The sequence below is a fragment of the Streptomyces purpureus genome (genome assembly GCF_014648195.1).
GTDB classification, from domain to species: Bacteria; Actinomycetota; Actinomycetes; order Streptomycetales; family Streptomycetaceae; genus Streptomyces; species Streptomyces purpureus.
The window spans coordinates 134,641-160,481 of record NZ_BMQQ01000006.1; the positions used below are offsets into that span (position 1 = coordinate 134,641).

Below are 25,841 nucleotides of genomic sequence, written 5' to 3' on the forward strand. Positions count from 1 at the left end.
CGTAGACATTAGCATCCTGATCCGGCGGAGGAAAAATCGATATCCGCACGTCGGCGGCGGAGGCCGAGCGGGCGGCCCGGACGCAGGCCCAGAGCATCACCTCGGGGCCGGGCAGCCAGGGGTGCCGGGTGTCGGGCGCGACCAGCCAGCGCGGCCCGGTCGGCGTCGCGGGGGGCGTCAGCGGCGGGATGGTCACCGCGTCCCCGGTCCCATGGCAGAGCAGGGGCGGTACGGCGTCGTGCGCCTCCTCCCAGTCGAGCAGGGACGGTAACCGGTGGGCCGTGCCGGGGGCGGCGAACAGCAGCGTCCTTCCGCGGTGGACGGCGACCGGCCCGGAGCCGGGGCCCTGGGACCAGAGCCGGTCCAGCATCCGCCGCCCGAAGATCGACGGCACGTTCACCACGTCGAAGGCGGTCCCGCAGGGCAGCACGGCGGGCGCGGTGGGCCGGGCCTCCCAGAGGGCGAGCATGGAGCGCGGATAGGCCGCGGCGGAGGCGAGCCAGTCGGCCCCCGCGGCGGTCACATGCGCGGTGTGGTGCTCGTCCGCGTCGCGCAGGAGGGCGAAGATGTCCCGCCGTCGCTCGTCGGTGTCGCCGTGGGCGGGGCTCAGGGGGGATTCGTCTCGCAGCCATGCGGTCATGGCGCCTACATCTACTCGGAGTGTCCGTTCCGTTTCCGAGGGTTGCCGGAAATCCGGACACGGCGGGGCGGGAAGGGGTATCTTGCGCCTCGGCATATGCCAGGGACGCTCGCGGTGACGCGGGGGTCGCGTGGGACGGGTGGGGTAGTACGGCTCGGTCGTACGGTCGTACCGGACCGGGCTGTACGCGCGGCGGGCCGACGGGCGGACGGTGCGGGCCGGACGTACCCGACTGTGCTGTACGGGCGGTACACGGTCGGGCCGGCGTGCGGGCGGGGCGTGCGGGTGGGGCGTGCGGAGGGTGCGGGCGGCGGGCCGGGCCCGCTCGGGGCGCCGGCCCGGTTTGGACGTGGCCGGCTCAGACGTCGTAGACGCGGCCGTTGTTCCGCAGCAGGTCCTCGCCGAACTCGATCATCTTCCGGGCGTAGTCCTCGGTCCACTCCGCCCGCTCGGCGATGTCCGCCGGGGTCAGCCGGTCGAACCGGCGCGGATCGCCCAGCTGGGCCGCCGCGATCGCCTGGAACTCGATCGCCCGGTCGGTCGCCGACCGGAAGGCGAGCGTGAGCTCGGTGGCCCTGGCCAGCAGCTCCCGGGGATCTTCGATGGACTCCAGGTCGAAGAAGTGCTCGGGGTCGGCGGCGGCCTCGGCAGGCTCGAAGATCAGCGGCGCGGGCTTGAGCCGTCGCCGCTCGCTCCGCTCGGGTTCCGCCATGTCCAGCCCCTCCTCGCGCGTGGTGGCCCGCGTTTTCGGACCACCTTCCATTCTCCCTTGCCCCGCAAGGGCGTCTCCTCAGGGCGCCCAGGCCACGCGGTGTTCCGCCAGGTGCGAGAGCACCGCGTGGTTCGCCTCCCACCCATCGGGGAACTTCACGGTCACGCCCAGCTGGACCGGCTCCGTCGAGGGGTGCTCGTCCAGGAGGTCCGCGACGCCCGCGCGGCAGACCACGATGCAGGCGTGCCGGTGCCGGGAGGCCAGGACGCACAGGCGGCCCGTCTCCAGGTGGAACGCGGTCGCGTCCGGGCGGCCCGACAGGGGGTGCAGGACCACCGTCACGTCGTACTCCCGGCCCTGGAGGCGGTTCGCCGTGTCCACCGTCACGCCCGTCACGGCGAGCTCCGCCAGCGCCGCCCGGACCGCCGCGGCCTGGTCGCGGTGCGCGGTGCCGACCGCGATCCGGTCCGGGGTGAGCGGGACCGGCGCGTCCGACCGCTCGCTCACCGCGGCCCCGCCGCGGTCCAAGAGCCGCCGGACCACCAGCGCGACCGCCCGTACCGCCTCCGGGTCCGTACGCGGCGTGTGGCGTGCGGGCAGCTCCAGGAGGCCCCAGCCCGACTCGGCCGCCTCGTCCAGGACACGGTCCGGGCCCGAGCCGTCCGACGGCACCCCGAAGGAGAGCCGTCGTTCCCCGGGGCCCGTACCGCTGCGGAAGGGCGTGTACGGATAGAACGCGTCGGAGACCAGCGGCGCCGCCGACGCCGGCAGCCGCCAGGACACCGGCAGCCGGTGCTGCGGCAGCTCGGGGTTGTGCGCGAGCAGCGTGGAGACCGCGCTGGCCGACGGGTCGTACGACAGCCCCGCCCACTGTTCGGCGCCCACCACCGAGAACGGGTCCAGCTGTCCGGGATCGCCCACGAACAGTGCACGCTCGAACAGCCCCGCCACCGCGAGCAGCGCGTCCGAGCGCATTTGGTAGGCCTCGTCCACGATGGCGTGCGCCCAGGGCTCGACGTTCTTCACGTGCGCCCACTTCGCGGCCGTGGAGACCACCACCGGCAGCCCGGCGAGATCGCCCGCCTTCGACGACGTCCGGACCTGCTCCAGCTCGTCGAGCGCCTTGTCGTACGGATCCGAGTCGCTGCTGTGCAGCCGCCCGACCTGGAGCTCCGGCTCCTTCTCCGCGAGCCGCAGCACGAGGTCGTCCACCTGCGCGTTGGTCTGCGCGACCACCATGAGGGGGCGCCCCGCACCGGCCAGTTCGATCGCGGCCCGCACCACCAGCGTCGACTTGCCGGCGCCCGGTGGCGAGTCCACGACGACGCCCCGCGCCTGCCCGTGCAGGGTGTCGGCGAGGATGTTCCGGGTCGCCCGCGCCGCCTCCGCCGCGGGGTCGAAGCTCACAGCAGGTCCTCCGAGGTGACGGGGTCAGGGGTTTCGGCGGTGTCGGCGTGCGGAGGTCCGCCGTGCGTCCACGGCGTCTCCTCGGGGTCGGGCAGCTTCGGGCCGCCGCGCTGATCGTGTTCGAACAGTGTCCAGGCGATCCGCTCGCCCTTCTCCGGAACGGACCCCTCGGCAGGGTCCTTCGCCCGCCCCATCCGGTCGAGCACCCGCAGCACCAGCGAACCGTCCTCTTCCCCGCGGACGAACTCCGCCGTCTGCGGCTTGCCGTCCAGCGAGCGGAAGACCTTCGCCCGCTCCGCCAGATGGGGCAGATCGTCCGTACGGACGGTCAGCAAAGGACGCGGCGAGGGTCGCTTCGACTCCGACCACGCCATCGTCACCTCCACCACCTCCGCCACGAACGCCTCACCGGAGAGCCGGCGCCCGGCGAGCACCAGCGGATCGTCCAGCGCCTCCTGGGCCTCCAGTTGGGCCTGTGCCGTCTCCCGGGCCGCCAGCTTCTGTGCCGCGGTCACCGCGTCGTCGCGGCGCGGCTGCGGCGGCTCACCCGCCCGCACCCGGTCCCGGTGCCCGGTGAAGGACCAGCGGTCCCGGGTCCATCGGTCGGCCACCCGCGCCCCGGCGGGCAGTCCACGCAGCAGCTCCACCGACCGCCACACCGCGTCCCACGTGGGCTTCATCTGTGCGAGGAGCAGCCGCCGGATCTCCCGCTCGGCCCGGTGCAGTTCGGCCAGCCGCTCGTCGGCCGCCTCGCCGTCCTCGGCCGCGGCCAGCTCCAGCCGGGCCCGGTCGTACCGCTCGATCGCGGGCGCCAGCACGCGGTTGTCGAACGCCGGGTCGGTCGCCGGGCCGGCCGGCGGGCACAGCAGCTGACCGTCCCGGTCCCGCCCCAGCTCGGCCCGGAGCGCCGCCTCCGCCCCCGACTCTCCGTCCGGGGCATCGATCCAGGCCAGCAGCGCGCCCAGGTGCTGGTCCTCCAGCGAGGACTGCCCGGTCGCCCAGTGCCGGTTCAGCAGATCCGTCGCCGACAGCAGCAACGACGAGCCGGGCACCCTCGCCCGCTCCCCGAAGTGCGTCAGCCACCGCCCCAGCAGCGGCACCCGCGGCGGAGCCGGGTACGGCGTCTGCGGGTCCTGCTCGGCGGTCCGCCGGAACCGCATCGACCGCCCGAGCAGCCGTACGTACTCGATGCCCGCCCGGCTCGGAACGATCAACTGCGGTGCGTCGGCGCAGAGTTCGACCTCTACCTTGATCTTCTTGCCGGTCTCCGGGTCCGTCTCGGACTTCTCGGCGGCCTCCACCTCGTCGCCGAACCCGTCGACGTACGGCAGCACCGCCTCGGCCAGATCGGCGAGGAACGCGAACCGCAGATCCCGGTCGCGGGGCTGCGCCACCACTAGCAGCCGGGGCTCCTCGGGATCCGTCCCGACCAGCGCCCCCAGCGGCGCCCCCGCCTCACCGGCGGTCGTCAGCGGTACGAGCACCATGGGGCGCGCCGACAGATGGCGGTGCCGGACCGTGGCCAGCGGCTGGGCGCGCCCGGACTCGACCGCCTCGAGCCGCGCCAGGGTGGAGATCAGCGACATACGGCCGCCTCCCGCTCGGCCAGGGCCTGCGCCCGCAGCGCCGCCGCCCGCCGCAGCGCCGCCACGGCCGGGTCGTCCGGATCGCCCGCCTCGCCGCGCGCCGCCGCGAGCACCGCGTCCACCGTCGTCAGACCGCCCAGCTCGCCCCGGACCGACCGGCCGAGCGCCTCGACCGCCCCCGCCTCCCGCGCCCGCTCCCGGCAGTGGAAGGCCAGCTCACAGGCGGACAGGCACTCCGGGGCGTAGGCGTGCGGAACGGCGTCGACCGCGGCCCGCAGCTCGTCCGCCGAGCAGGCCTCCACGTCGAACGTCATGCCCTCCGGCAGCGCGGCCGCGATCTCCTCGACCCGGGTCAGCCGCGCCAGCTGCCGCCGGGTCACCGAGAGCTGCTTGCGTACGTCGACGGCCGACGCCGTCGGCAGGTTGGAGAAGTCCTTCGGGCACACCAGCAGCACCGAGTGCGCCACCCGCGCGCCCTCCGTGACCGCCGCGACCCGCTCAAGCGCCAGGACGTACACGGCGGCCTGGCGCGCGGCCGCCCCGACCTTCGAGGCGTCCGCCGCGCCGTCGATCATCGGGAACGACTTGATCTCGACGACCGTCCACCGCCCGTCGGGGTGCACGACCACCGCGTCCGGCTCCAGATACGCCGGTGAGCCGGCCACCTCCAGCGCCAGCATCGGATGGTCCAGCAGCGTCCACCCGCCGGCTCGGGTCGCCTCCCGCAGCGCCAGCGCCGTACGCGCCGCGCGGCCCGCGGGCCCGGCCGCCGCCAGGTCCGGTACGGACACCTCGTGCGGCTCCTCGGGGCCGAGCAGCCGCAGCAGCTCCCGGCCGCCGTCCGCCTTGACCCGGGCCTCGAAGGCGTGGCCCCTCATGAACGCGAACTGGGACTGCCCGAACGCCGCCGGCGTACCGAGCGCGGTGGCCAGGACCGTCTTGTCCACCCCGGCGCCGTCGAGGAGCGCCCGCCGCCGGCAGCCGGGGTTCGCGGCAAGAGCCGCGAGCGCCCGCGCGTCCAGCGGATGCGGCGCGGCCGGACCGCGCAGCTCAGCGAGGCTTCCCCGCACCGGCCGCTGCGCCGGAGCCGGGGATGCCCCCTGCCGGAGTGTCGTCTGCGGAGTCGGGAGAGGTCCGCTGTCCAGGGATTCGCTCACCCGCGGAAGTCTCGCATCCGCCACTGACAATCGGGGACTTCACCGGAGCGGACGTTCCGGTCAGCAGCTCCCTCACCCGGTCCGTCAGCCGCATCGAAGGCCTGGTCAGCACCAGCCCGAGCCCCATCACGGCGGCCCCCGCCACCGCGTCCAGGAAGTAGTGGTTGGCCGTGCCCATGACGACGATCACGGTCAGCAGCGGGTAGGCCACCCCGAGGGCCTTCAGCAGCGGCGAGCGCCCGTACTTCCACAGCATCACCCCGCACCACAGCGCCCAGCCGACGTGGAGGCTGGGCATCGCCGCGTACTGGTTGGTCATGCCGCCCATGCCTCGCGGCGCGCTCGCCTCGCCGCCCCACCAGCCGTACGCGCTGAACTGCGCCATGGTGTCGACGAAGCCGTGGCCGGCGTCGAGCAGCCGGGGCGGGCAGGTCGGCAGCAGCGTGAAGCCGACCAGGCCGCAGAGGGTGGAGACCATCAGCCAGGTGCGGGCGGCCCGGTAGCGGGCGGGGCGGCGGCGGAAGAGCCAGACCAGGATCGCCGGGGTGACCAGGTAGTGCAGCGAGGCGTAGGCGAAGTCGGCGGGTATGCCGATCGCCGGGGTGCTCGTGAAGAGACGATTCAGCGGATGCTCGGCGTTGAGATGGAGGCTCTGCTCGAGACGCAGGATGGCCAGACCGTTGTCCACGGCCGTGGACACGTCGCCGCGGGCCAGCAGCCGGCCGCAGGAGTACGCCACGTACACCACGGCGATCAGGGCGAGCTCGGTCCACCAGCGCGGCCGCGGGCGCCCGGGTCCTGGAGCGGTGGCAGCAGGCTGTGGCATCCGGGCGTTCCCCCACATGTGACGCTGGTGATGACTGGCCCCTAGAGGGACGTCGATATCGCCGTGCGGGTTGCCCCGTCGTTGGCCCCAGTTCACGTGCGAGATGATGAGTGGGCACCGACTGTGAACCTTCAGGGAGAGCCTCCATGGCACCGCGCATCCTGCTCGCCCGGCACGGCCAGACCGAATGGTCGCTCCTCGGCCGGCACACCGGCAGGACCGACATCCAGCTCCTCGACGAGGGCCGCCGCGGCGCCAAGCTCCTCGGGGAGCGGCTGCACCGGGCGCCCTGGAACGGTCTCGCCGACGCCGAGATCCGCACCAGCCCCCTCTCACGCGCGCGTGAGACCTGCGAACTGGCCGGATTCGGCGACCGCGCCCAGGAGTGGGACACCCTCATGGAGTGGGACTACGGCGCGTACGAGGGCATGACCCCGGCCGAGATCCACGCCGTCCGCCCCGGCTGGGTGGTCTGGCGCGACGGCGTCCCCGAGGGCGAGACCCGGGCCGAGGTGTCGGCCCGCGCGGACGAGGTCGTCGAATGGGCCCGCTCGGCCGACCGCGACGTCCTCGTCTTCGCCCACGGCCACATCCTGCGCTCCATCGGCGCCCGCTGGCTCGGCGAGGACGTCTCCTTCGGTGCCCGGATCTACCTGAGCCCGACGAGCCTGTCGGTCCTCGGCTGGGCGTACGGCGCCCCGGCGATCCAGCGCTGGAACGACACCGGCCACCTCGACTAGCCCCGCCAGCCGGGCGCAGCGGAACGTTTGGCCACGACGATCAGCGGCGGCCGGTCAGACGTACGCGCCCCGGCGGGCCAGCAGCTCCGGCACCCCGGGGGCGTCGCGGCGTGCGGAGAGCACCTCGGCGGTCTGCGCCAGCAGACTGCGGATGCGGTTCGACTGGACGTCGTCGAGGACGTCCAGGACCTGCAGGGCCGCCTCCGCGGCCTCCTCGGGGCGCCCGCCGCGGGCCAGATCCGCGGCCAGCTGCGCCCGGTACAGCGCGAGGTTCCGCGCGAAGTGGGGACTCTGCAGGACCGTCGCCCGGTGCGCGTGCCGCGCCGCCCGGCCCCACTCGCCCAGCGCCGACCAGCACTGCGCCTCCAGGGCCTCCAGCTCCGGTTCGCCGAAGAACGACATCCACTCAGGGTCGGTGGCCGAGGGGCCCTGGCCGAACAGGCTGTGCGCCCGCCCCAACGCCTGCTCGCAGCCGCCGCGGTCACCGAGCCCCGCCCACGCCCCGGCCTCCCGCAGGGCCAGCAGCGACCGCAGCCGGGCTGACGGCACATGCCGCGCGGCCCGCTGCCCGGCCTGCGCGGCGCGGACCGCCTCGCGGTACCGGCCCGCGTCCCTGGCCAGGAACGACGTGTTGCAGAAAGCATGCGCCTCAAGGCCCGGATCCCCCGCCACGCGCGCGGTGGCCAGCGCCTCCGCGTAGTGCGAGCGGGCATCGTCCAGCCGCCCTGAGTCATGGGCCAGCCAGCCCACGGAGATGGCCAGTTCACCCGCGCCCGCGTGCAGCCGGTCGGCGGTCGAGCCGCGCGCCGTGGTGCCGGCGTCCAGCAGTGCGTACGCGGCCCGCAGCGGCTCGGCCGCCCTGCGGTAGAGACCGTCCGCGCCATGCCGGTCGTCGAGCAACCGGATCTGCCGTACGGCCTCCTCGACCGCGGTCACCTCCGCCTCGCCGATCCGGCGCTGGCTCGGGATCCGCGGGATGGCCTGGGCCGGGACGGACCCCAGCCCCAGCGAGACGGCCGCCACCGTGGCGCCACCGCTCGTCATGAATGCGCGACGCAGCACGTCGCTCTCCTCATCGTTCCGGATCAAAGTGGGTGGCGCGGGCGCACCGGCCGTGGTGCGCGCACTGCGGCCGCGTACGGTCTCCCGCGCCGAGAAGCCCAGGTCCGCGAGGGTCAGACCGGGGAACATGTGCAGGAACACCCGCTCGTACGCGTAGTTGGGGCAGCGGATCTCGCCCGCCTCCACCCGCCCGACGTACCGGGCGTCGCAGGCCACCTGCTCGCCGATCTCCCGGGCGGCCCGGCGGACCATGGCGGCGAACTCCCCCGGCGAGTGCTGCCCGCGCAGTCTGCGGAAGGCGTGATTGGGAACTGCCCGTGACATCGCCATGGCCGAGCCCTCTCGTGTGCTGCCGTTGTTCCGGCGGGGATGAACGTACCTGCTGTGACCAGGTGCTCACGCATTGTTTGGCTACAAACGGGATATCTCACCCGCGATCTGCCATGAACTGCCATCCTTTGCGGCGGCGTGCCGCCGTAGCCGTTGACGCGCGAGGGCGTTGAACCATGCGGAGAGACGGAACGTGTCTCCACTGGCGAGGAGGGGATCCCTTGTTGGAGGTCGGCATGGAGACCAGCCCGCGGATCGAGGGCGGATCGCGTACGACGGCGCAGCACTGGCCCACCCCGGACGCCAGCGCCCCTCCCGGAGAGTCCCCCGACGGTGTTGTGGAGCCCTGCGACCTGGTGACCGTGCCCGCCCGGCAGGGCCTGGAGGCCGTCGACATCCTCCGCCGCGGCGGCGCCCCCGCCGTCGGACCGGTCCTCCATGACGGCACCTGCGACACCCTCGGCTTTCTGGTGCCGCCCGGCACGGCCGAGGCCTGGGACGTGCCCGGCAGCGCCTGCACCCAGACCGCGGGGGGCGGCCTGCGGATCCCCGGGGTGCACACCGAGCCCCCGGTCTCCGGCACGGGCTGGCTCCTGCCGCCCGACGCCACCGGCCCGGTCACCGACCCGGTCGTCCTGCGCGAGGCCCTGGGGGAGGCGGCCCGCATGATCGAGGCCGCCGACAACTGCCGCTGACCGACAACTGCCGCTGACCGGCAAAAGCCGTCGGCCGACGACTGCCGCCGCCGACCGAAGTCGGCCGGACGGCGCTGACCGATAATGGGCGGGTGGCAAGGAACAAGCAGCGTGCACGGGCGACGGCCGTGGCGGCGGTGGTCGAGACCGTGGACGGCGGGCTCGCCGAACTCATACCCGACCGGGAGCGGGCCCGCGGCTGGACCCTGCTGATAGACGGCGCCCCGCAGTCCCACGTCGACCTGGACGACCCGGCCCATCTGGACTTCGCCTACCAGCGCCGGCTCGGCCACATCGCCGACCTCGTCGCACCCGCCGGGCGGCCCCTGCACGTCGTCCACCTCGGCGGCGGAGCCTTCACCCTCGCCCGCTACATCGCCGCCACCCGCCCGCGCTCCACCCAGCAGATCGTCGAGGTGGACGCGCCCCTGGTCCAGCTGGTCCGCCGGGAACTGCCGCTGGACTCCGCCGCCCGCGTCCGGGTCCGTTCGGGCGACGCACGCGAGGGCCTCGGCCGGATCCCGGACGGCTGGGCGGACCTGATCATCGCGGACGTGTTCAGCGGGGCCCGTACCCCGGCCCATCTGACCAGTACGGAGTTCCTCGCCGAGGTCCGCCGTGTCCTGGGGCCCGGCGGCCACTACGCCGCGAACCTCGCCGACGGTCCGCCTCTGGCCCATCTGCGGGGCCAGATCGCCACCGCGGCCACCGTCTTCCCCGAACTTGCCCTCGCCGCCGACCCGGCGGTGCTGCGCGGCCGGCGCTTCGGCAACGCGGTCCTGCTCGCCTCCGAGCTGCCGCTGCCCGTCGCCGAACTCACCCGCCGGGTCGCGAGCGACCCGCACGCGGGCCGGGTCGAACACGGCCGGTCGCTGAAGGACTTCACGGGCGGCGCGGCCGTCGTCACCGACGCGAGCGCCAAGCCCTCGCCCGTACCGCCCCCGTCAGCCTTCGGCTGACCCCCCGGGCCGGCCGCCGTCAGCGCTCGTCGATCTCGACCCGTGGCGCGGTGTCATGCCAGACGCAGAACACCGAGATCTCCCGGCCGCCCTGGGTGAAGGTCACCCGGATCCACGTCGGCTGCTTCCAGAGCTGCATCTGCCAGCCCGACGCGGGCGTCGCCGAGACCAGTTCGGCCGAGTCGGGGCCGATGTCGAAGACGACCCGGCCGCCCGCGACGGACGTGCTCTTGATCTTCCCCTGGTGGGACGGCGGTGTGGCCGGGGTGTCCTGGGAGGCGGACGGCGTACGGGACGGCGCCGGCCTGCGGCTGGGGCCCGGAGCGGTCCCCGGTGAGCCGGAAGGCGACGTGGAGGCGGAGGGCCCGGCGCTCCCGGGGCCGTCCGGGGTGGCGGACGAGGAGCCGCCGGTGGCCGGGACGAGCGGGGTGTCCGCCGTGATGGGGAGCGCGCGCGGAGGGTCGTACGCGGTGCCGGCCATCACCGTGTGCACACCCCACCACGACAGCGTGACCGCCGCGCCCGTGGCGAGCGACCACGCCAAGACGTGAAGAAGTCCTCTACGCATCCGGGCCATACTGCACCACCCGTCACAGTGGTGACCCACGGGGTTCCCACGGGCCGCGCCGTCCCCCGAATGGCGTACGGTGCCGCCCATGGCAAGTGTGCTCGTGGTCGAGGACGACCAGTTCGTGCGCTCCGCCCTCATCCGGCACCTGACCGAGGCCTCCCACACCGTACGGAGCGTCGGCACGGCCCTGGAGGCGCTGCGCGAAGTGGCCCATTTCCGCTTCGACGTGGTCATTCTCGACCTCGGACTGCCCGATCTGGACGGGTCCGAGGCGCTCAAGATGCTGCGCGGCATCACCGACGTGCCGGTGATCATCGCGACGGCCCGGGACGACGAGACGGAGATCGTGCGGCTCCTCAACGACGGCGCCGACGACTACCTCACCAAGCCGTTCTCCGTGGAACACCTCTCCGCGCGGATGACGGCCGTGCTGCGGCGCTCCCGGGCGAGCACCGGGGACGCGCCGCCGTCGCGGGTCATCCAGGTCGGCGGGCTCTCCATCGACCCGCTGCGGCGCCAGGCCGAGCTGGACGGCGCCCAGCTGGACCTCACCCGCCGGGAGTTCGACCTGCTCGCCTTCCTGGCCGGCCGACCCGGGGTGGTCGTCCCCCGCAAGGAACTGCTCGCCGAGGTGTGGCAGCAGTCGTACGGCGACGACCAGACCATCGACGTCCATCTGTCCTGGTTGCGCCGGAAATTGGGGGAGACCGCCGCCAAACCCCGCTATCTGCACACCCTTCGGGGTGTCGGGGTGAAGCTGGAGCCGCCGCGATGAGCGTCGCACGCGCGGCCGCCGGGCCGCGGACGACCGCGATGCCCGCACCTCCGCGCCGCGTGGGCGGAGAAGCGGAGAGACAGAGATGAGGTGGGCGCTGGTCAAGGTGTCCCTCGCCGTCACCGTGATGGTCGTGGTCGCCTTCGCCGTGCCGCTGGGCCTCGTCATCAAGGAGATGGCCCGCGACCGGGCCTTCTCCAACGCCGAGCGGCAGGCCGCCGCCATCGGGCCCAGCCTCTCCATCACCACCGACCGCGCCCAGCTGGACCGGGCCGTCGCCTCCACCCAGGCGGGAGCGGCGGGCCGGATGGCCGTCCACATTCCGGCTGCCGAGGGCGACGGCGGCCGGGCGCTCGAGATTGGCACGGGCCGGGCCGCGGCCAAGGACCTGGAGACCGTACGGGCCACCCCGCGCGCCTCGATCACCGATGTCGAGGGCGGCTCCGCGCTGCTCCAGCCGATCGCGCTGAGCAGCGGGCAGATCGCGATCGTCGAGGTCTTCGTACCGGAGGGCGAGGTCTCCAACGGCGTCGCCACCGCCTGGCTGGTCCTCTCCGGCGTCGGCGCCGCCCTGATCGTCGGTTCGGTCGCGGTCGCCGACCGGCTCGGCGTACGGATGGTGCGCCCCGCCCAGCGGCTGGCGCGGGCCGCCCACGACCTGGGCGAGGGCAAGCTCGGCGCACGCGTGCCCGAGGAGGGCCCGCCCGAACTGCGGTCGGCCGCCGTCGCCTTCAACTCGATGGCCGACCAGGTCGTCCAGCTCCTCGCCAACGAGCGGGAGCTGGCCGCCGACCTCTCGCACCGGCTGCGTACCCCGCTGACCGTGCTGCGCCTGAACGCCGCCTCGCTCGGTGAGGGGCCGGCCGCCGACCAGACCCGGGCCGCGGTGGAGCAGCTGGAGCGCGAGGTCGACACAATCATCCGTACGGCCCGTGAGGCCAAACCGCAGACCCAGGCGACCGGTCCCGGCGCGGGCTGCGACGCATCGGAGGTCGTACGGGAACGGATGGACTTCTGGTCGGCGCTCGCGGAGGACGAGGGCCGGAAGGTGCGGGTCGCCGGCATCGACCGGCCCGTACGCATCCCGGTCGCCCGGCCCGAACTGGTCGCCGCGCTCGATGCGTTGCTCGGCAACGTCTTCCGGCACACGCCCGAGGGCACCGCCTTCTCCGTCGACGTGCACAACGGCGACGACGCCGTCATCGTCCTCGTCTCGGACGCGGGGCCCGGTATCGCGGATCCGGCTGCGGCGCTGGCCCGGGGCAACAGCGGTGCGCGGGACGGGTCGACGGGGCTGGGCCTGGACATCGTGCGCCGGGTCGCGGAGTCGACCGGCGGGGACGTGCGGATCGGGCACTCGGTGCTGGGCGGCACGGAGGTCCGGATCTGGATCGGGCTCGACGGGCGGCGGGCCGGCGCCGGCGCGGGGCGGCGCGGGCACCGGGTGGGACGGCGCAAGCGGAGCTGATGGCCGAGGGCCCCGATGGCCCCTGCCCCCGGGGCAGGAGAGGTCTGAACCTTTAGCCCTCCCGATGGCTTCCTTAAGCGGATCCTAAGCTTCCCAACGCCCGCCCCGTTCAAGACCTTTGTCCGTTTCGGGCCCGCTAGCGTGCTGCCGCACCCCCACCCCCGTAAGGCAGCACAGGCAGCAGAGGCAGGCACGCGAATGGGCACCAGTGCGCCCCGGCGCAAGGCGAGCGGCAGGACGAAGGCGGTCGGCGCGGTCGTGGCGGCCGCGGTGATCGGCGGCGCGGCGTTCGCGTTCGGCGGCACCGCGCAGGCCGCCGCGGTCGGCGCCGTCTACACCAAGACCAGCTCGTGGACCGGCGGCTACACCGGCCAGTACGTCGTGACGAACAAGACGGACAAGGCCCAGTCGGACTGGACGCTGGAGTTCGACCTGCCCGCCGGGACGACCATCGGTTCCCTCTGGAACGGCGACCACACGGTCTCCGGGCGGCACGTCACGGTCAAGCCCGCGAGCTGGAACAAGCAGCTGGCGCCCGGCGCCTCGGTCACCGTCGGCTTCGTGACCTCCGCGAGCGGCACGGCCGGCGACCCGACCGGCTGCCTCATCAACAAGGCCACCTGCTCGGTCGACGGGGGTGCGACGCCGCAGCCCAGCGGCCGCCCCACGCAGCCGCCGTCGCCGACCTCGGCCCCCACCGGCACGCCGACGGCCAAGCCGACGGTGAAGCCCACCCCGACCGCCACTCCCTCCCCCACAGCCACGACCACCACGCCGCCGCCGTCCACCGGTGCCGCGCGGTACGCCCCGTACATCGACACCTCGCTGTACCCGGCGTACGACATGGTCGCCACCGCCGACGCCACCGGGGTCAAGGAGTTCAACCTCGCCTTCATCACCTCCGGCGGCGCCTGCGCCCCGCTCTGGGGCGGGGTAACCGACCTGGCGAGCGACAAGGTCGCGGCGCAGATCGGTGCCCTGCGGGCCAAGGGCGGTGACGTACGGGTCTCCTTCGGCGGCGCGGCCGGTCATGAGCTGGCGCTGAACTGCGCGTCCGCCGGTGAACTGGCCAAGGCGTACGGCAAGGTCGTCGACCAGTACAAGCTCACCAAGGTCGACTTCGACATCGAGGGCGCCGCCCTGCCGGACACCGCCGCCAACACCCGCCGCGCCCAGGCGATCGCCCAGCTCCAGAAGTCCCACCCGGGGCTCAACGTCTCCTTCACCCTGCCGGTGATGCCCGAGGGCCTGACCCAGCCGGGCGTGGACCTGCTCGCCGACGCCAGGAAGAACGGCGTCCGGATCGACGCCGTCAACATCATGGCGATGGACTACGGGCCGGCGTACAGCGGCGACATGGGGACGTACGCCATCCAGGCCGCGACCGCCACGCAGGCGCGGATCAAGGGCGTGCTCGGGCTGTCGGACGCGGCCGCGTGGAAGACCGTGGCCGTCACCCCGATGATCGGTGTCAACGACGTCACGACCGAGATCTTCAAGGTCGAGGACGCGACCCAGCTGGTGGAGTTCGCCCGGCAGAAGGGGCTCGGCTGGCTGTCGATGTGGTCCTCGACCCGTGACAAGCAGTGCGCCGCGGGCGCCGTGAACCGGGCCGAGCCGACGTGCAGTTCGATCCTCCAGCAGCCGCTGGCCTTCACCAAGGCGTTCGCCGCCTACAAGTAGGCATCTGAACCACAGTGCCCCCCACCCGCATGCCCCGGCCGGGCTTCCCCTCTCCGGCCGGGGCATGCCCCTGTCCTTGCGGCCCCGGGTCAGGCCGCCACCTCGTCGAGGAAGGTGGTGATGAGCGCGGCCCAGGCGTCCGGCGTCTCGACGACCGGCAGATGGCCGGTGGCCAGTTCGGCCACGCGCGCGTGGGGGAGCCGGGCGGCCAGGTCCCGCTGGAGGTGCGGCGGGACGAGCCGGTCCTCGGTTGTGACGATCACCAGGGTGGGCACCTCGAGCCCGGCCAGGTCCTCGCGTACGTCGGCCCGGACCACCAGGTCGGCGTGGTCGGCGCTGCCGGGCGGCGTGGTCTCGCCGGTCGCCCGCACGGCGGCCGTCAGCTCCTCGTCCGACAGCGCGTTCAGAGCGCCGGGGCTGAGGCAGACCGGGAGCATCAGACGGCCCAGGAGCTCGTACTGACCGGTGGCGTGCAGCTCCCGCCAGAGGATCGCGGTCTGGCGCGTGGCGTGGTCGGCGTACGCGAATCCGGCGGTGAGGACGAGCGCGGTGACCCGCCCGGGGTGGCGGGCGGCGGCGCGGACGGCGACGGCGGTGCCGAGGGAGTAGCCGCACAGCGCGAACCGGTCGAGGCCGGCCGCGTCCGCCTCGGCGATCAACCGGTCGGCAAGGTCGTCCAGTTCGAGAGGCGCGTCGGAGCGGGGCGTGTCTCCGGCGCCCGGGTAGTCGGCGCCGAGGACGCGGCGGCCGGTGGAGAGCGCGCCGAGGACCGGCCCGAAGTTCGCGGCGATGCCGCCGCCCGCGCCATGGGCGAGCAGGAGGGCGGGTGTGGTGGTCATGGATTCCCCGAGGTTCTGTAGTGGGCGTTACGGAATGACCGTATCAGATTCTCTAACGTCCATTACGGAATTCGGGGGAGCGTCGAAACCTGGCCGGGGCGGCCCGCTCTGGCACCTTGTCTACGCTGTGCGAATGCCCGCCCGGACGGCGGTGCGTCCAGGCTTTCTCCAGGGCTGGAGCCAGAGCGGGGGTATTGGGGCCCCGGCCGACCTCGGGGGCGCCAGCCGGGGCGGTCAGTGGGCCGACATTCAGGGGCCTGTCAACGCCCAGGTCGGGCCGTGCGGCCACCAGCGTCGTGACGGAGCTGTTGCTCTTCTTGCACCGGTGCTTAGGCGTGGCCATGGGAGGTCCCTTCCGGTCAGTTCACGAGGCAAGTGCCGGTCCACAGTCGGCCGATCGCCGACGTGCGCGCGAGGTAGGCGTTCCTCTCGGTCCAGGAGGGACGGGCGGGCAGCGGATCGAGGCCGAGGGAGATGCGGACCCGCCGGGAGCACAGGCGATGGCCTGCCAATCCGGGCTGGGCCAGGGGATGCGCATGAGATGGTCGGTGTGGCCGTAATCGAGGGCAACGAGCATCGTGGACATGTAGACGTGCCATCCCGCGTACGTCGACGGTTCCGTCGCCGGCGTGAGGTGGAGCCCGTGCGCCAGGGCGAGCAGCGCTGGGAGCATCCGGTCGTGCGACACTCCCGGCCGGAGCGGATCGAGGGTGATGAGCATGCAGCTTCGTGGTACGAGTGTGGTGTCAACCCACGTCGAGACCGCGAGGCGCTCAAGGGTCAGTTCGTCCAGGAGACGGACTGAGTGACGCGTGGTCACGTGGGCCTCCTTCCACGGCAGGAGTGCGCGTAGGGGTGTCAGTTCGGGGTCTTCAGCTCTGTCGCTGCGGCAGGCGTCGAGGAGGAGCACGGGGCGGGTGGTGGGGGAACGCTCATGTGTCCGCCTTGAGTACCGCCCACACGGTCTTGCCGTTCGTTTGGCGGGTGACGCCCCAGGAGGTGGCGAGCGCTTCGACCAGGAACAGGCCTCGTCCGGACTCGTCGCTGTCGCCCGCACGGCGTTTCACGCTGCGGTCTTTGTAGCTGTCCAGGACCTCCACTCGGACCGTGTCCGGGGCGGGGCGCTCGACCGTGAGGCGGCAGCGGGCCGGGAACTCCGGGTCGCTACTGGCGGCGTGCTTGACGGCGTTGGTCACCAGCTCGCTCGCGATCAGTGTGAGGTCTTCGGTCAGCTCCTCGGGCAGGCCCCAGCACTGCGCGGTGGTCCGCGTGGCCATCCGGGCCAGGGCCGCACTCGGTGGCAGGCATGACAGACCCACGGTGTATCCGGCGTGGCCAGGGGAGCAGGGCGCCAACTGGGATGCTGCGGGTCGTGCGGCTGTCATCGTCATCGTCGCGGCCTCATCGCTCGCGGTCGGGTGGGAGACCCCGGCTGCGCCGATAGGGAGAGGGGGCAGCAGGGGTCGTACACATCACCTAACTGCCCGTCACCGCCCGTCGGCCATGACGAAGTTCGGCGAAGCGCTCGCAGCGAGACTGACGAATTGACCCTCCCTTTACTTTCCGTGATGGCGTGTGCGCTCTACCGTGATCGCATGGCGGAGACCAAGAACGAGGCCCTGGCCGCCTGGATGAACGATCACCAGATGTCGGCCGCTGAGTTGGCCAAGGCTGTTAACCACGCCATCCGGGACCTCACGGGCAAGGCCGGTAGCACTTCGGAGAGAACCGCATTCAGGTGGCTGTCCGGCGAGAACCAGTGGCCTCAAGGGCGCCAGCGACGAGCCTTGGAGACGGTGACCGGCCGCACGGCCGGCGACCTAGGGTTCGTGCCTCGGGGTATCGGAGGACCGCCCCATCGCAGGAGGACCTCTCAGTGCACCGCCGTCGGTTCGTCGGCGCGGCCACCGGCACTGCCGTCGCCGTATCCGTACCTTTGATAGTCGCTCCCTCCCGTCCCAGTCGCGTCGGAACCGCCGATGTGATCCGGCTCCGGGACCATGTTGAGACCCTCGTCGCCATGGACGCCGAACGCGGCGGGCACGGCGCCCTGGAACAGGCCGCCCTCGCCGGGGCCTCAGAAGCCCTCGACCTCCAGAAGCGATCCACGACCCAGCGCGTACGGCAACGGCTATTCGCCCTCGCCTCGGACTTCACTGCGACTGCCGCATGGTCACTGATTGATGCCGGACGGCTCGACAGTGCCGGCAGGCATCTCGACCGTGCTCTGACCCTCGCAGGCCTGGCGCAGGACCCCGAGACGACCATGCAAGTCTGGAATCTGCGAGCGATGCTCGCCCGGCAGGGCAAGCGTTACGCGGAAGCGGTGGCCGCCGCACAGGCTGCGCGGGCTACTGCCGCCGCACGGCGTAGTCCACTGCACGCCTCACTCGCGCACGGCCGGACCGCTATCGGACTCGCCTATCAGGGTGACCAGCGTGGCGCCCTGCGGTCCCTGGGGCGCGCCGAGGAGACTTTGAGCAGGGCTGACGTGACGGCGCCGCGACCGTCCTGGATCGCTTTCTACGGACCGGCTGAGCTGTACTCCCTGACGGCGATCGTCCGCGACGTGGTCGGCAATCCCGCAGAAGCAGAGGCGGCCGCGTACCGGGCGCTGGCCGCTCTCCCCGCCTCCTTCCGCCGCAACCGCGCGCACACCACCGCGCGCCTGGCGCTCGCACAGCTACACCAAGGCGAGGTTGAACAGGCGTGCGTCACCAGCGGCGAAGTCTTCACGATCATGAATGGGGCGCCGCTATCCGGCCGGACGCGGCAGATGCTCGGCGACTTCCAACGCGACCTGATCACCTTGGCGCCGTCCGCCCGTATCGCGCACGAGTGGATGGACCGCTACCGGACCGAATGGAGCACTCTGTGAGCACGGCAACCCTTGAACTACGACACTTCGGCCATGACGATCTCCCGAAGATCCGGCAGACGCTGCTGGACGTGCACGCGGACGCCTACGCGGACGCAATGGATGACGAGTTCACGCAGCGGTTCCCCTGGTTCGTCGACCACTGGGGCGGCAACGCAGGCTTCGCGTGCGTCATCGGCTACGACCAGAGTAAGCCTGTCGGGTTTGCGTACGGGGCCCCGGCGGCTCCGGGCCGCGAGTGGTGGCGCGAGCACGTGAGCGAACCGCCACCGGATGACTCCACCTTCTCCGTCTCCGAGCTGATGGTCCGGCCTAGGTGGCGCAAGACCGGCGCCGGCGAGCGGCTGCACCGAGCACTGATCGAGGCACGCCCCGAGGCCCTGGCCGTACTCCTCGTCGACCCTGACCACCCGAAGGTGCAGATGTTGTACGAGGCGTGGGGATACCGGAAGGTTGGAAACCGGCAGCCGTTCCCCGACTCGCCGAACTTCGCGGTCATGATCCGTCAGCTGAAAGCGTCTTGATCGCCCGAGGGTATGGGGGACTGCGGTGGCGATCGCGTGTAGGGCCTGCTCGCGGCCTGTGTTCCCGTCGTGATCCCGAGATACGGGAACGATCAAGGGCTGACCTGTCTTCACAGGTCAGCCCTTGATCGTTCAGGGTGAGTAACGGGACTCGAACCCGCGACATCCTGGACCACAACCAGGTGCTCTACCAGCTGAGCTATACCCACCACGACCGGCGGTTTCCCCGAAGGTTTTCCCGACCGGCCGAGAAAAAGTGTACAGGGTCCGAGAGGGTGCTCGCGCCCGCATTGATGCGGGGCGTACGCGGACGCGAGCGGGGCCTCATGCGGAGGTCACTCCGAGGCCAGGACGTGCTTGGCCGCGATGGCCTTCGCGGTGTCGGAGTCGGGGCCGGGCTGGGGGACGAAGATCGCCTCCCGGTAGTAGCGCAGCTCGGCGATGGACTCGCGGATGTCGGCGAGCGCCCGGTGGTTGCCGTTCTTCTCCGGACTGTTGAAATACGCCCTCGGGTACCAGCGGCGGGCCAGCTCCTTGACCGAGGAGACATCGACGATCCGGTAGTGGAGGTACATCTCCAGGGCCGACATGTCACGCGCGAGGAAGCCGCGGTCGGTGGAGACCGAGTTCCCGCACAGCGGTGCCCGGCCGGGTTCCTTGACGTGCTCGCGTACGTACGCGAGTACCTGGGCCTCGGCGTCGGCGAGGGTGGTGCCGTTCGCGAGCTCGTCGAGGAGGCCGGAGGCGGTGTGCATCTGGCGCACCACGTCGGGCATCGTCTCCAGGGCCCGCTCGGGCGGGCGGATCACGATGTCCACCCCTTCGCCGAGCACGTTCAGTTCCGAGTCGGTGACCAGCGCGGCCACCTCGATGAGTGCGTCGTCCGTCAGCGAGAGCCCGGTCATCTCGCAGTCGATCCACACCATGCGATCGTTCATGCGTCCTACCTTAGGCCGACCGGCGACCAGGGGCGTCGCCCCGATCGCCGGTCGGTTCAGTGGGTGCCGGTGCCCGCTAGGGCGCGCCGCGCTGGCCGGGGAACCCGGCCCGTCCCGAGACGTACGCCTCAGGGTGCGGCTTGCCCAGCTCCAGCGGGGCTCCCGCGCCCGCCGGCGCACGCCGCGCCATCGACGACACCTGGGGAGGGATGACCGGCTCGCTGAGCACGGCCACGGTCGGCTCGCCCTGCGGACGGCGGGCCCGGTAGGCGGCCCGGTACGCCGCCGGGGACGAGCCCAGCTGGCGCCGGAAGTGCCCGCGAAGGGCGACCGGGGAGCGGAACCCGCAGCGGCCGGCGACCTCGTCGACGGAGTAGTCGGAGGTCTCCAGCAGGCGCTGCGCCTGCAGCACCCGCTGGGTGATCAGCCACTGGAGCGGCGCGGACCCCGTCAGCGAACGGAAACGTCGGTCGAACGTCCGTCGTGACATGTACGCGCGCGCTGCCAGGGTCTCCACGTCGAACTGCTCGTGGAGGTGCTCCAGCGCCCAGGCGACGACCTCGGCCAGCGGGTCGGCGCCGATCTCCTCCGGTAAAGATCGATCGAGATAGCGCTCCTGACCGCCACTGCGCCGCGGCGGGACGACCAGCCGGCGCGCCAGGGCGCCCGCGGCCTCCGTGCCGTGGTCCGTCCGCACGATGTGCAGACAGAGATCGATTCCGGCCGCGGTGCCGGCGGAGGTCAGTACGTCGCCGTCGTCGACGAAGAGCTCCCGCGGGTCCACATGGACCGACGGATAGCGCTTGGCGAGCGTCGGCGCGTACATCCAGTGGGTGGTCGCCGGGCGGCCGTCGAGCAGACCGGCGGCGGCGAGCACGAACGCCCCGGTGCACAGCCCGACGATCCGGGCGCCCTCCTCATGGGCCCGGCGCAGCGCGTCGAGCGCCTCCGGCGGTGGCGGCGAGGTGATCGACCGCCACGCCGGCACGACGACGGTGCCGGCCCTGCCTATGGCCTCCAGGCCGTACGGCGCGGTGAGTTCGAGCCCCCCTGTGGTCCGCAGTGGGCCCTCTTCACCGGCGCACACCAGCAGCCGGTAGCGCGGAACTCCCGCGTCCTGTCGGTCGATTCCGAACACCGAGAGCGGAATGGAGCTCTCGAAGATGGGGCCGCCGCTGAACAGCAGCACTGCGACGACTTCGCGACGGCGGCGCCCGGACAATTTACGGGCTGCCTCCGGTGCGGCGGAGTCTTGGCTCATGACGCTAAGCCCCCCTCGGTGTTCGCGTCTCCCTGGTCCTGTCGCTCCTGCACGTTTCCCCTCGGTTTTGCACGAGACCCCAGTCTTCGATACCCATGATCGAATCTACTGCGTCCTATGGCGCCGGCGTGACAAGTTCTGCATCCGGCACATTGTCGACAAGGCAACTTGGCGCGAAGCATTCGATCACGAAGCGTTCCACTCGCGGGGCGCCCAGGGAAGTGGGCGTTTCGTGCATGGCCCGTCCCCGTAGGGTGCAAAACCGCGCGCCGAGGCTTTCTTGCCTGGTGACACGGGGGTTGACAGGGCATATTGGCAAGGACTCGCCGATGGCGGGAAGTTGGCTGAAAACATATGGGTCCGTGTGTGCGAGTTCGTCAGTCCCGGACCGTACGGGAGTGCCTGCCGCGGGGGCCGGCGGCCTCCTCCGCCCGTAGCCGGGCCGCGCCCCGCTCCGAGCGGCGCAGCAGGATCCGGCAGGCGGCGGTGACGGCGGCGAGCCCGAGCGCGGTCACCGCCGCGCCGCCGACCGAGGTGCCGTAGACGACGAGGGCGACCGGGACCACCCCGCAGCTGAAGGCGGCCCAGCGCACGACATCGCCCGCCGACTCGGACGCGGCGTACGCGGACGGGGGGCGGGCGGTCGATGATGCGGGCATGGAACAGCTCCTTCGCAACGGTGCGCGCACGGATGCATGGACCCATGGGCAACGAGGGGCGAAACGTTCCGGTCACTGACCTCTGGGGCCTTTGGCCAGGGCTGCGAGGAATGTCGGGGATTTTCAGCTTCTCGGTACCGTACCCGGGTCCGGGACCCCTGGGGCCACCCGTGGGGGGCCCTTATGAACCCGTACGGACGCCTGTAGGGCGCAACCGGCATTGCCAAGCGGGACGGGCTCGTGCATGCTCCCTTGAACGCCCTGTGCGGGCGAGGAGTGGCGCCGTACCCTTGGGGGTATGGGGTTGGGAAGATGATTCCCGGACACAGCTCCGCCGCTCGTCGTTCCTTGTTCCTTCGTTCCCTCCCACGAGGACCTCTTCGCCGAGACACCGATGGCCGGTCACGAATTCCACGAACCCGCGGACCGCAAGCAGGTCGCCGACTCCACGGTCGACCCCCTCGCGGCGGAACAGACGCGTCACCCCTGCGACCCCGCCTTCATGCACGGCGTCGTCGTCGGCTTCGACGGCTCCACGTCCAGTGAGCGCGCGCTGGCGTACGCCATCGGCATGGCCCGCCGGTCCGGTTCGGGCCTGATCATCGTGCACGTCGCCAACCGGCTGCCCACCACGGTCTGGGCCGGGTGCGAGCCGCCGGTCTTCGTCGACGTTCCCGATCACCGCACCGAGGTGCTCGGCCTCGAACTGGCCTGCGCCGACTATCTCTCCGAGGTGCCCTGGATCCTCGTCGAGCGCGGTGGGGACATCTGCCACGAGCTGGAGGAGGTCGGCCGGGAGTACTCCGCCGACGCGATCGTGGTGGGCTCCACGCACGGCATCGTCGGCCGGATCTTCGGCTCGGTGGCCGGCCGTCTCGCCAAGCGGGCCAAGCGGCCCGTCGTCGTCATTCCGTAGCTCCCGGGCGGGCGCGCCCGAAGCCCTCGTCGCGCCCTTCCGTGACGCACTTCCGCGACCCCCTCGTAGCCCCTTCGTAGCCCTTCCGTTGTCCGTCCCGGGTTTGGAATCCCGCGAGGCGACGCACCGTCATATTCCTTGCTGCGGCGGGAAATTGACTGGCTGAAACAGGTGGATTGTGTGCTTGTGAAGGGTACATAAAGGTTGCTGGAGACAGCACGACGTGAAGCGGCACCACTGGCAGACGAAGGGAGCCCGCCGTGGACAAAGACGTCTCTGCGGGGAGCACCACCTCCACCCTCGGCAATCTCGCACTCGGACTGACACTGCTGGCGTTCGGCATCGGCGGCACCGGTGTCCTCGACGGCGTCGGGGCCGGGGACGCGGCGGCCCTCGCGACCTGGGTCGGCGGGGTCGCGCTGTTCATGGCCGGACTCCTGGAGTTCCGCGCGGGCAACGGCGGCTCGGGCACGGCCTTCGCCGGTCTCGGCGCCTTCTGGTTCACCTGGGGCACCTCGGCCGGTACGGAAGCCTCGGCCGGCGCCACCGGAATGTTCCTGCTGCTGTGGGCGCTGCTCGCGCTCACGCTGACCGCCGCCGCCAAGGGCAGCGGACTGTTCGGGCAGGGCGTGTACGGGCTGCTGTTCGTCGCGCTGCTGCTGGACGGCGTCGGGTCGCTCGCCGAGAACGGCGGACTGGCCAAGGCGGGCGGCTGGGTCGCCGCCGTGGCGGGCCTCGCGGCCTGGTACGGCGCGACGGCGGCGGTCGCCAAGTGGCCGATGTCCCTGAGCCGGGCCGGCCGGGGAGCGGCGGCCACGGGCTGACCGGTCGCCGTCCGGAGGAACCACGGAGGCCGGCGCGATTGGGCGGCGCCGGCCGCACGGAAAAGCGGTCCCTGTGCGTAGGTGGCACGCACAGGGACCGCTTGTGTGTCCCGCCGGGTCCTCCGGGGACAGGCCGGAGGACGCGCGGACCGTCCGGGGACAGGCCGGAGGGGCCGCCCGGCTCCCCGGGGACAGGCCGGGGAGCCGCCGGTGGTCGGTCGGGGCCGGACCTACTCGACCGTGACGGACTTCGCCAGGTTGCGCGGCTTGTCGATGTCCCGGCCCAGGGCCAGCGCGGTGTGGTACGCCAGCAGCTGGAGCGGGATGCCCATCAGGATCGGGTCCAGCTCGTCCTCGTTCTTCGGGACGATGATGGTGTGGTCGGCCTTCTCCTGGGCCTGGTGCGCGACGGCGAGGATCCGGCCGCTGCGGGCCTTGATCTCCTCCATGGCGGCGCGGTTCTTCTCCAGCAGGCCGTCGCTGGGGACGATCGCCACGGTCGGCATGGCCGGCTCGATCAGCGCCAGCGGGCCGTGCTTGAGCTCGGAGGCGGGGTAGGCCTCGGCGTGGATGTAGGAGATCTCCTTCAGCTTGAGGGAGGCCTCCAGCGCCACCGGGTAGCCCCGGACGCGGCCGATGAACATCATCGACTTGGCGTCGGCGTACTCGGCCGCCAGCTTCTTGATGTCCTCCTCGCCCTCGAGGATCTCCTGAATCTGCTCGGGCAGCTTGCGCAGGCCCTCGATGATCCGCTTGCCGTCGGCGACGGACAGGTCGCGGATGCGGCCCAGGTGCAGGGCGAGCAGCGCGAACGCCACGACCGTGTTGGTGAAGCACTTGGTGGAGACGACGCAGACCTCGGGGCCGGCGTGCACGTAGACACCGCCGTCGGCCTCACGGGCGATCGCGGAGCCGACCACGTTCACCACGCCGAGGACGCGCGCGCCCTTGCGCTTGAGCTCCTGGACGGCGGCCAGGACGTCGTACGTCTCACCGGACTGGGAGACGGCGATGTAGAGGGTGTCGGGGTCCACGACCGGGTTGCGGTAGCGGAACTCGGAGGCCGGCTCGGCGTCGGCGGGGATCCGGGCCAGGCCCTCGATGAGCGAGGCGCCGATCATGCCCGCGTGGTACGAGGTGCCGCAGCCGAGGATCTTGACCCGGCGGATGCCGCGGGCCTCGCGGGCGTCCAGGTTGAGACCGCCCAGGTGCACGGTGGAGAACTTCTCGTCGATGCGGCCGCGCAGGACGCGGTCCACCGCGTCGGCCTGCTCCGAGATCTCCTTGTGCATGTACGTGTCGTGGCCACCCATGTCGTAGGAGGCGGCCTCCCACTCCACGGTCTCCGGGGTGGCGGTGGTGCGCGTACCGGAGGTGGTGTAGGTGCGGAAGTCGTCGGCCTTGAGGGTGGCCATCTCGCCGTCGTCGAGGGTGACGACCTGGCGGGTGTGGGAGATCAGCGCGGCGACGTCGGAGGCGACGAACATCTCCTTCTCGCCGATGCCGAGGACGACCGGGGAGCCGTTGCGGGCCACCACGATGCGGTCGTTGAAGTCGGCGTGCATGACGGCGATGCCGTACGTGCCCTCGATCAGCTTGAGGGCGTCGCGGACCTTCTCCTCAAGGGTCTCGGCCTGGGAGCGCGCGATGAGGTGGGTGATGACCTCGGTGTCCGTCTCGGAGGCGAAGACGACCCCGTCGGCCTCCAGCTTGGCGCGCAGCTCGGCGGCGTTGTCGACGATGCCGTTGTGGACGACGGCGACCTTGTTCTCGGGGTCGAGGTGCGGGTGCGAGTTGATGTCGCTCGGGGCGCCGTGCGTGGCCCAGCGGGTGTGGGCGATGCCGGTGGTGCCGGCGAAGCGCTTGGGGACGCGGGCCTCGAGTTCGCGGACGCGGCCCTTGGCCTTGACCATCTTCAGCGCCGCGGCCTTCGGGCTGTTGACCACGATGCCCGCGGAGTCGTACCCGCGGTACTCGAGGCGCTGCAGGCCCTCCAGGAGCAGCGGAGCCACATCACGCTTGCCGATATAACCGACGATTCCGCACATAAAGTCTGAACCCCTCCATCAACGATCAGGTGTGTGCCCGGCGGGCCGTATCAGCCGTAGACGATGCGGCGCAGCTGCCGGAGCGAGAGCTCCGGTGGCGCCACGGCGCGGTGCGGCAGTTCCGCCGCGATGCGCTCGAAGATCTCGGAGTTCACCGCGCCGCCGGACTGCAGTTCGCGGTGGCGGCGGCGGACGAACTCCTCGGTCGTCTCGTCGAAGTACGCCAGCACGTCGAGCACCACCCGGGCGGCCTCACCACGCGGCAGCGCGGTGCTGCGCACCAGGTGGTCGATGAGGTCGTCGTGTGACGAGCGGCGTTCGAGCACCCGTAGATATTGCGGGC

General features: G+C 72.1%; 25 protein-coding genes and 1 tRNA gene. 10 read left to right on the plus strand and 16 right to left on the minus strand.

What is annotated here, in order from left to right:
• The 6 genes from IEZ01_RS10800 to IEZ01_RS10825 all read right to left on the minus strand — a co-directional run.
• Window positions 1-640 (minus strand): bifunctional DNA primase/polymerase (locus IEZ01_RS10800; protein WP_189201337.1); only part of this gene is annotated, 640 nt, incomplete at its 3' end.
• Between the two features lie 358 nt (window positions 641-998).
• Window positions 999-1,352: a DUF8844 domain-containing protein gene (locus tag IEZ01_RS10805; protein WP_189201339.1), complete on the minus strand. Its 354-nt coding sequence runs from the start codon at window positions 1,350-1,352 to the stop codon at window positions 999-1,001.
• Window positions 1,353-1,430: 78 nt separating this feature from the next.
• Window positions 1,431-2,759 carry an AAA domain-containing protein gene (locus IEZ01_RS10810; protein ID WP_189201341.1) on the minus strand — a complete coding sequence of 443 codons (1,329 nt, stop codon included), beginning with the start codon at window positions 2,757-2,759 and terminating at the stop codon, window positions 1,431-1,433.
• The gene (locus IEZ01_RS10815) at window positions 2,756-4,345 is read right to left on the minus strand and encodes a hypothetical protein (RefSeq protein WP_189201343.1); all 1,590 of its coding nucleotides are present in this window, start codon (window positions 4,343-4,345) and stop codon (window positions 2,756-2,758) included. The genes IEZ01_RS10810 and IEZ01_RS10815 overlap by 4 nt, the downstream gene beginning before the upstream one ends.
• Entirely contained in the window at window positions 4,336-5,502 is a 1,167-nt protein-coding gene (locus IEZ01_RS10820) for a hypothetical protein (RefSeq protein ID WP_040875135.1), read from the minus strand. The genes IEZ01_RS10815 and IEZ01_RS10820 overlap by 10 nt, the downstream gene beginning before the upstream one ends.
• Window positions 5,396-6,328, minus strand: coding sequence for a phosphatase PAP2 family protein (locus IEZ01_RS10825; protein ID WP_028797568.1), 933 nt, complete (start codon window positions 6,326-6,328; stop codon window positions 5,396-5,398). Before IEZ01_RS10825 ends, IEZ01_RS10820 begins: the two co-directional genes overlap by 107 nt.
• A 146-nt stretch (window positions 6,329-6,474) precedes the next feature.
• Here IEZ01_RS10825 and IEZ01_RS10830 point away from each other — a divergent pair, with 146 nt between their 5' ends.
• Window positions 6,475-7,068, plus strand: coding sequence for a histidine phosphatase family protein (locus tag IEZ01_RS10830; RefSeq protein WP_019886612.1), 594 nt, complete (start codon window positions 6,475-6,477; stop codon window positions 7,066-7,068).
• Window positions 7,069-7,122: 54 nt separating this feature from the next.
• Here the strand turns inward: IEZ01_RS10830 and IEZ01_RS10835 are convergent, their stop codons facing one another.
• Window positions 7,123-8,460 (minus strand): NsdA family TPR-like regulatory protein, encoded by a 1,338-nt coding sequence (locus IEZ01_RS10835; protein WP_028797567.1) that lies wholly within the window; start codon window positions 8,458-8,460, stop codon window positions 7,123-7,125.
• A 236-nt stretch (window positions 8,461-8,696) separates the two neighbouring features.
• On the opposite strand from IEZ01_RS10835, the gene IEZ01_RS10840 reads away from it, so the two are divergent.
• Both IEZ01_RS10840 and IEZ01_RS10845 read left to right on the plus strand, forming a co-directional pair.
• Window positions 8,697-9,155 carry a hypothetical protein gene (locus tag IEZ01_RS10840; protein WP_028797566.1) on the plus strand — a complete coding sequence of 153 codons (459 nt, stop codon included), beginning with the start codon at window positions 8,697-8,699 and terminating at the stop codon, window positions 9,153-9,155.
• Between the two features lie 92 nt (window positions 9,156-9,247).
• The gene (locus tag IEZ01_RS10845) at window positions 9,248-10,114 is read left to right on the plus strand and encodes a spermidine synthase (protein ID WP_028797565.1); all 867 of its coding nucleotides are present in this window, start codon (window positions 9,248-9,250) and stop codon (window positions 10,112-10,114) included.
• A 19-nt stretch (window positions 10,115-10,133) separates the two neighbouring features.
• Here IEZ01_RS10845 and IEZ01_RS10850 read toward each other — a convergent pair whose 3' ends face one another.
• Window positions 10,134-10,691 (minus strand): hypothetical protein, encoded by a 558-nt coding sequence (locus IEZ01_RS10850; RefSeq protein ID WP_189201345.1) that lies wholly within the window; start codon window positions 10,689-10,691, stop codon window positions 10,134-10,136.
• A 79-nt stretch (window positions 10,692-10,770) separates the two neighbouring features.
• Here IEZ01_RS10850 and IEZ01_RS10855 point away from each other — a divergent pair, with 79 nt between their 5' ends.
• The 3 genes from IEZ01_RS10855 to IEZ01_RS10865 all read left to right on the plus strand — a co-directional run bounded on the left by IEZ01_RS10855 (window position 10,771) and on the right by IEZ01_RS10865 (window position 14,611).
• Window positions 10,771-11,460, plus strand: a complete 690-nt coding sequence (locus tag IEZ01_RS10855; RefSeq protein WP_189201347.1) for a response regulator transcription factor — start codon at window positions 10,771-10,773, stop codon at window positions 11,458-11,460.
• A gap of 85 nt (window positions 11,461-11,545) precedes the next feature.
• Window positions 11,546-12,928 carry a sensor histidine kinase gene (locus IEZ01_RS10860; RefSeq protein WP_189201349.1) on the plus strand — a complete coding sequence of 461 codons (1,383 nt, stop codon included), beginning with the start codon at window positions 11,546-11,548 and terminating at the stop codon, window positions 12,926-12,928.
• Between the two features lie 198 nt (window positions 12,929-13,126).
• Window positions 13,127-14,611, plus strand: a complete 1,485-nt coding sequence (locus IEZ01_RS10865) for a cellulose binding domain-containing protein (RefSeq protein ID WP_189201351.1) — start codon at window positions 13,127-13,129, stop codon at window positions 14,609-14,611.
• 89 nt (window positions 14,612-14,700) lie between these two features.
• Here IEZ01_RS10865 and IEZ01_RS10870 read toward each other — a convergent pair whose 3' ends face one another.
• Window positions 14,701-15,450, minus strand: coding sequence for an alpha/beta fold hydrolase (locus IEZ01_RS10870; RefSeq protein WP_019886602.1), 750 nt, complete (start codon window positions 15,448-15,450; stop codon window positions 14,701-14,703).
• 932 nt (window positions 15,451-16,382) lie between these two features.
• Window positions 16,383-16,841: an ATP-binding protein gene (locus IEZ01_RS10875; protein WP_308427163.1), complete on the minus strand. Its 459-nt coding sequence runs from the start codon at window positions 16,839-16,841 to the stop codon at window positions 16,383-16,385.
• Window positions 16,842-17,326: 485 nt separating this feature from the next.
• Here IEZ01_RS10875 and IEZ01_RS10880 point away from each other — a divergent pair, with 485 nt between their 5' ends.
• Window positions 17,327-18,328: an NsdA family TPR-like regulatory protein gene (locus IEZ01_RS10880; RefSeq protein ID WP_506417159.1), complete on the plus strand. Its 1,002-nt coding sequence runs from the start codon at window positions 17,327-17,329 to the stop codon at window positions 18,326-18,328.
• Entirely contained in the window at window positions 18,313-18,852 is a 540-nt protein-coding gene (locus IEZ01_RS10885; RefSeq protein WP_040875134.1) for a GNAT family N-acetyltransferase, read from the plus strand. The genes IEZ01_RS10880 and IEZ01_RS10885 overlap by 16 nt, the downstream gene beginning before the upstream one ends.
• 136 nt (window positions 18,853-18,988) lie before the next feature.
• Here the strand turns inward: IEZ01_RS10885 and IEZ01_RS10890 are convergent.
• The 4 genes from IEZ01_RS10890 to IEZ01_RS10905 form a co-directional block, all read right to left on the minus strand.
• Window positions 18,989-19,061 (minus strand) — tRNA-His (locus IEZ01_RS10890).
• Between the two features lie 126 nt (window positions 19,062-19,187).
• Window positions 19,188-19,790: an oligoribonuclease gene (gene orn / locus IEZ01_RS10895; RefSeq protein WP_028797561.1), complete on the minus strand. Its 603-nt coding sequence runs from the start codon at window positions 19,788-19,790 to the stop codon at window positions 19,188-19,190.
• 76 nt (window positions 19,791-19,866) lie between these two features.
• The gene (locus IEZ01_RS10900) at window positions 19,867-21,051 is read right to left on the minus strand and encodes a helix-turn-helix domain-containing protein (RefSeq protein ID WP_028797560.1); all 1,185 of its coding nucleotides are present in this window, start codon (window positions 21,049-21,051) and stop codon (window positions 19,867-19,869) included.
• Between the two features lie 377 nt (window positions 21,052-21,428).
• Complete coding sequence (locus tag IEZ01_RS10905) at window positions 21,429-21,710, minus strand: hypothetical protein (protein WP_189201355.1); 282 nt, start codon at window positions 21,708-21,710, stop codon at window positions 21,429-21,431.
• 394 nt (window positions 21,711-22,104) lie between these two features.
• Here IEZ01_RS10905 and IEZ01_RS10910 point away from each other — a divergent pair, with 394 nt between their 5' ends.
• Both IEZ01_RS10910 and IEZ01_RS10915 read left to right on the plus strand, forming a co-directional pair.
• Window positions 22,105-22,626 (plus strand): universal stress protein, encoded by a 522-nt coding sequence (locus IEZ01_RS10910; RefSeq protein ID WP_019886594.1) that lies wholly within the window; start codon window positions 22,105-22,107, stop codon window positions 22,624-22,626.
• Between the two features lie 260 nt (window positions 22,627-22,886).
• Window positions 22,887-23,450 carry a GPR1/FUN34/YaaH family transporter gene (locus IEZ01_RS10915; RefSeq protein ID WP_019886593.1) on the plus strand — a complete coding sequence of 188 codons (564 nt, stop codon included), beginning with the start codon at window positions 22,887-22,889 and terminating at the stop codon, window positions 23,448-23,450.
• A gap of 230 nt (window positions 23,451-23,680) precedes the next feature.
• Here the strand turns inward: IEZ01_RS10915 and glmS are convergent, their stop codons facing one another.
• Window positions 23,681-25,498, minus strand: a complete 1,818-nt coding sequence (gene glmS, locus IEZ01_RS10920; protein WP_019886592.1) for a glutamine--fructose-6-phosphate transaminase (isomerizing) — start codon at window positions 25,496-25,498, stop codon at window positions 23,681-23,683.
• Window positions 25,499-25,548: 50 nt separating this feature from the next.
• Complete coding sequence (locus IEZ01_RS10925) at window positions 25,549-25,824, minus strand: hypothetical protein (protein WP_019886591.1); 276 nt, start codon at window positions 25,822-25,824, stop codon at window positions 25,549-25,551.
• Window positions 25,825-25,841: the final 17 nt, after the last annotated feature.

Coding starts and splice junctions, on each gene's coding strand:
- IEZ01_RS10805 (WP_189201339.1), bottom strand. CDS start 1,352: ATGGCGGAACCCGAGCGGAGCGAGCGGCGACGGCTCAAGCCCGCGCCG.
- IEZ01_RS10815 (WP_189201343.1), bottom strand. CDS start 4,345: ATGTCGCTGATCTCCACCCTGGCGCGGCTCGAGGCGGTCGAGTCCGGG.
- IEZ01_RS10825 (WP_028797568.1), bottom strand. CDS start 6,328: ATGCCACAGCCTGCTGCCACCGCTCCAGGACCCGGGCGCCCGCGGCCG.
- IEZ01_RS10830 (WP_019886612.1), top strand. CDS start 6,475: ATGGCACCGCGCATCCTGCTCGCCCGGCACGGCCAGACCGAATGGTCG.
- IEZ01_RS10835 (WP_028797567.1), bottom strand. CDS start 8,460: ATGGCGATGTCACGGGCAGTTCCCAATCACGCCTTCCGCAGACTGCGC.
- IEZ01_RS10840 (WP_028797566.1), top strand. CDS start 8,697: ATGGAGACCAGCCCGCGGATCGAGGGCGGATCGCGTACGACGGCGCAG.
- IEZ01_RS10850 (WP_189201345.1), bottom strand. CDS start 10,691: ATGGCCCGGATGCGTAGAGGACTTCTTCACGTCTTGGCGTGGTCGCTC.
- IEZ01_RS10855 (WP_189201347.1), top strand. CDS start 10,771: ATGGCAAGTGTGCTCGTGGTCGAGGACGACCAGTTCGTGCGCTCCGCC.
- IEZ01_RS10860 (WP_189201349.1), top strand. CDS start 11,546: ATGAGGTGGGCGCTGGTCAAGGTGTCCCTCGCCGTCACCGTGATGGTC.
- IEZ01_RS10865 (WP_189201351.1), top strand. CDS start 13,127: ATGGGCACCAGTGCGCCCCGGCGCAAGGCGAGCGGCAGGACGAAGGCG.
- IEZ01_RS10870 (WP_019886602.1), bottom strand. CDS start 15,450: ATGACCACCACACCCGCCCTCCTGCTCGCCCATGGCGCGGGCGGCGGC.
- IEZ01_RS10875 (WP_308427163.1), bottom strand. CDS start 16,841: ATGACGATGACAGCCGCACGACCCGCAGCATCCCAGTTGGCGCCCTGC.
- IEZ01_RS10885 (WP_040875134.1), top strand. CDS start 18,313: ATGGAGCACTCTGTGAGCACGGCAACCCTTGAACTACGACACTTCGGC.
- orn (WP_028797561.1), bottom strand. CDS start 19,790: ATGAACGATCGCATGGTGTGGATCGACTGCGAGATGACCGGGCTCTCG.
- IEZ01_RS10900 (WP_028797560.1), bottom strand. CDS start 21,051: ATGAGCCAAGACTCCGCCGCACCGGAGGCAGCCCGTAAATTGTCCGGG.
- IEZ01_RS10905 (WP_189201355.1), bottom strand. CDS start 21,710: ATGCCCGCATCATCGACCGCCCGCCCCCCGTCCGCGTACGCCGCGTCC.
- IEZ01_RS10910 (WP_019886594.1), top strand. CDS start 22,105: ATGGCCGGTCACGAATTCCACGAACCCGCGGACCGCAAGCAGGTCGCC.
- glmS (WP_019886592.1), bottom strand. CDS start 25,498: ATGTGCGGAATCGTCGGTTATATCGGCAAGCGTGATGTGGCTCCGCTG.